Origin of the sequence: Actinocrinis sp. (assembly GCF_035938995.1) — a bacterium.
Classification (GTDB): Bacteria; Actinomycetota; Actinomycetes; order Streptomycetales; family Catenulisporaceae; genus DASZGI01.
On record NZ_DASZGI010000357.1, the window covers coordinates 1 to 3,264 of the forward strand.

The following is a 3,264-nucleotide window of genomic DNA, read 5'->3' on the forward strand; positions in this document are numbered from 1 at the left end:
CGTCAGTAGCGCGGCAGTGTCGGGTCCACGTGGTCGATCCAGGCCATCAGGCCACCGTTGACATTCCACGCGTTCTCGAACCCGGCGGCGCGAAGCTTCGCCACCGCTTGGGCGCCGCGGAACCCGGCGCGGCAGTGGGTGATCACGTGGCCCGACGGGTCGAGCTCCCCGAGCCGGTCGTCGAGCTGGCCGAGTGGGATGAGCGTCCCGCCGATGTTCACCGTCGCGTATTCGGATTCCTCGCGGACGTCGAGCAGTGTGAGGTCGGCGCCGGACTCGCGCAGCCGCTGTAGGTCCCGCACGGTGATGTCCCACGGGCTCTGCATGGGCGCCTGTGAGCCGCCCAGCTTGGCCAGCACACCGTCGGCGGACACCGCCCGCACCGTGATCTGCGGTGCCTGCCGGGGGTCGGCGGCGGCGACGGGATCGACTGCGGCGTCGGGGCCGAACAACGTCTCGACCGCCGGTGCGATTTCGGCCAGCAAGGCGGACTGTATCTGCGCGTGCGTCCCCAGCTTGCGGTCGGCCACCGACACGCGCATCCGCGTCGGGTCGAACCGGCACGGCAGCGCGCCGTCGGCGTCGATCGCGTCGATCGTGCCGAGCGCCATCCGTACGGCGTCCCTGAACTGGGTGGTGGCATCGTCGCCGCGCCGCTTGATCGTCACGGTGAACGCATGCGGGCTGATCCCGTAGTCGACGTCCTGGCCGACCAGCATCACGCCCGGTCCGTTCGGGACGTGCCGATAGTCGGCGACGTCGAGGAGGCGGCCCTCAACCAGACTGCGCTGGATGAACCGGTGGAACACCCCCAGCGCCGGCTCCAGATCGGCAGCCGGGCTGGCTGTCACGGCCAAGGTCAGTCGCTGCGGCTTCATTTGCTGCCCGCCGTGACCTTGATCGCCGTCTTCTCCGCTTCCAGTTTGGCCTCGCAGGCGTGCGCCGCCTCGATGAACAACTGCGCCTCCTCGACGCGCTGACCGGCCGTCGTGGGATTCCCGGAAGGCGTCGGGTCGGCGTGCCGGTCGAGGAGGAACTGGCCGAATTTGCCGCCGGCGAAGCGGTCGAAGAACTTCTCGGTGTCGAAGAAGCGGCTCTTCCACTCCTTGACGATCTCCTCCGGGTCATGCGTCACGTCGATGAACTCGGTGCGCACCAAGGCGCGGGCGGCCGCGAGCATCGCCTGGTAGGCATGCTCTTCGGCTTGATCCGCGTCGCCCTGCTCTTCGAGCGCCAGCTGGGCGTCGAACACCTCGGATTCGGCCTTCACCACCTCGATGCCGAACAACGAGACGACCTCGCCGGCGCACTCGCCGACGCCGTGGTCGGCCATCGCGAACAGCCGGGCATCGGCGAAGTCGATGTAGAAGTCCGCGGCGTCGGCATAGGACGGCAGTTCCATGAACGGTTGCACGATGCCCTTCAGCCCACGCTTGCCCATCCGCTGCGACCAGTCCTGGAACGACTCGCCGTCCTCGCGACCGGCGAGGTAGGCGTCGGTCAGCGCGTCGACCACCTTCGGTGCGTTCTTCGAGGGCACCGCACCGACGGCCATGCCGTACTTCGCGGCATTCCCGGTGCGCTGGCCGCCGAGGATCACCTGGAAGTGCGGCATCTGGCGCCCGTCCATGCCGCGCGAGTTCCCGTAGAAGCCGATGTCGGCCAGGTGGTGCTGTGCGCAGCTGTTAAAGCAGCCGGAGATCTTGATCGACATCTCGTTGACCGCCGCGTCCTGTTGCGCGGCGCGCGGCGCCAACTGCTCGCGCAGCACGCCGGCCAGGCCACGGCTCGACGCGATGCCCAGCTTGCACGTATCGGTGCCGGGACAGGCCGTGACGTCGGCGATCGTGCCCGCGCCGGCCGACGCGAGCCCGAGCGCGCCGAGCGCCTCATAGACCGCGGGCAAGTCGGCGTCCGCGATGAAGCGCAGCACGATGTTCTGTTCGACGGTGGTGCGCATCCGATCGCCGGAGTACGTGCGCGCGATGTCGGCCAGGCCGCGCGCATGTTCGCTGGTGAGGTCACCGATCGGCAGGTGAACGGTCACCACCCGGTAGCCGCGCTGCCGCTGGGTGCGCACGTTCGTCAGGTTCCACCGCTCGAAGCCGTCCAGGCGTGGCGCGCCGTTCATCTCGGCGGGCTCGCGAACCGGTTCTCCGGCGGTTACCGGCAAGTTCTCGACGAACCCGTGGTGGCGCGGGTCGTACGGGATAGTCTGCTGCTCTTCGGCGACGAGCCGCCGGAACTCCTCGATGCCCAGCTTGTTGACGAGGAACTTCATGCGGGCCCGGTTGCGGTTCTTCTTCTCGCCGAGGCGCGCGAAGACCCGGGCGATCGCCTGGGTCTGGACCAGGAAGTCCTCGACCGGCGTGAACTCGCTGAGCACCTCGGCCTGCCGCGGCACGGTGCCCAGCCCACCGCCCACCACGACCTTGAAGCCACGGCGGCCGTCCTGGACGCGCGCGACGTAACCGGCGTCGTGCATCTGCACCAGCCCGCATGCTTCATGTTCACAACCAGAGAACGCGGGTTTGAACTTGCGCCCGAAGTCCTGTACGTCCGGGTGGCCGAGCAGGAACTCCATCAATGCGCGCGCGTACGGCGCGACGTCGAACGCCTCGGTGTGGCACACCCCGGCCAGCGGGCACGCGGTGACGTTGCGGACCGAGTTGCCGCACGCCTCGCGGGTGGTGACCCCGACCGCGGCAAGCCGACGCATCAGGTCCGGGGTGTCCTCGATGTGAACGAAATGAAGCTGAACGTCCTGCCGGGTGGTGACGTGCAGGATCGAGTCCGAGTATTCCTCGGCGCAGTCGGCGATGACCTCGAGCTGTTCCGGCGTCAACCCGCCGAACGGCAACTTGATGCGCTGCATGCCCGGCGCGTCCCACTGGGTGTCCGGGCCCTTGGTGGGCTTGTCGGCGAAGTCCAGCTCGCGCGTGGCGTAGCCGTCGAAGCGCTGCCCGTTGTCGTAGCGCTGCCCGTACACGCCGCGGCGCAGGCGCGTCTCGGCGAACACCTTCTCATCCAGCCTGCCCTGCAGGCGCAGCTCGATCTGCGCCTCGAAGTCGGCGATCTCCTCGGCCCACTCCGGGCGCATCCGCCCGTCGAGCAGGCTGCTCCAGCTACTCATGATCCGAACTCTCGGCTGGCGTGCACATGCACGGGTCTCCTCAAGTGGCTAATGGCGACGTCGTCGGATGAAAGAGGGGTGTGCTCGCAAGCGAGCGGTCAGACGACTGCCGGACAGGCCGCGGAGACGAT

At 68.5% G+C, this 3,264-nt stretch carries 2 protein-coding genes; both read right to left on the bottom strand.

Annotated features, from left to right (window positions below):
* Positions 1-2: 2 nt before the first annotated feature.
* Entirely contained in the window at positions 3-878 is an 876-nt protein-coding gene (locus VGZ32_RS25040) for a rhodanese-like domain-containing protein (protein ID WP_326888647.1), read from the bottom strand.
* Positions 875-3,133, bottom strand: a complete 2,259-nt coding sequence (locus VGZ32_RS25045) for a nitrite/sulfite reductase (RefSeq protein ID WP_326888648.1) — start codon at positions 3,131-3,133, stop codon at positions 875-877. Before VGZ32_RS25045 ends, VGZ32_RS25040 begins: the two co-directional genes overlap by 4 nt.
* Positions 3,134-3,264 lie beyond the last annotated feature (131 nt).

Excerpts from the sequence above, each read along its gene's own strand:
- VGZ32_RS25040 (WP_326888647.1), bottom strand. The coding sequence starts at position 878 with ATGAAGCCGCAGCGACTGACCTTGGCCGTGACAGCCAGCCCGGCTGCC.
- VGZ32_RS25045 (WP_326888648.1), bottom strand. The coding sequence starts at position 3,133 with ATGAGTAGCTGGAGCAGCCTGCTCGACGGGCGGATGCGCCCGGAGTGG.